The 389-nt window shown below is 43.7% G+C and carries 1 pseudogene; it reads right to left on the reverse strand.

The features are described from left to right. Positions 1-16: 16 nt before the first annotated feature. Positions 17-389: pseudogene (locus CLOSYM_RS24355) on the reverse strand (mtfA protein); the annotation flags it as partial.

Consider the following 389-nt stretch of genomic DNA (forward strand, 5'->3'; position numbering starts at 1 on the left):
GCTGTCACACGGTACATTATAATTTCCCTCCCCTGTACTCAACTGATACTGTTCCGGTTCCCTTAAATACCAAAAGATTATCACCCGGCTGAATTGCAATAGAATAGATATAATTTTTCCCTGTAGCCAGATTGTAGGTCTTATTATTGTAGGTCACTGTCATCGCCGCCGTGCTGTAAATAATGGGAACCAGAATCTGTTCCCGCCCAATTATATTAAGCGTGTAGGAGCCGTTTACCACAATATTTCCGTATTCCCGGATAATCCCATCCTCAAATGAGAAAGGGTCCCACGGCCAGTCTTCGGCTATGGAATCCGCCAGCTCTTTTTTATACGGTTTACAATCGGCCGTCAGAATTACCTTCGAGAATGGACGAAACTCTTTTTCA

The sequence above is a fragment of the [Clostridium] symbiosum ATCC 14940 genome, from assembly GCF_000466485.1.
GTDB lineage: Bacteria > Bacillota > Clostridia > Lachnospirales > Lachnospiraceae > Otoolea > Otoolea symbiosa.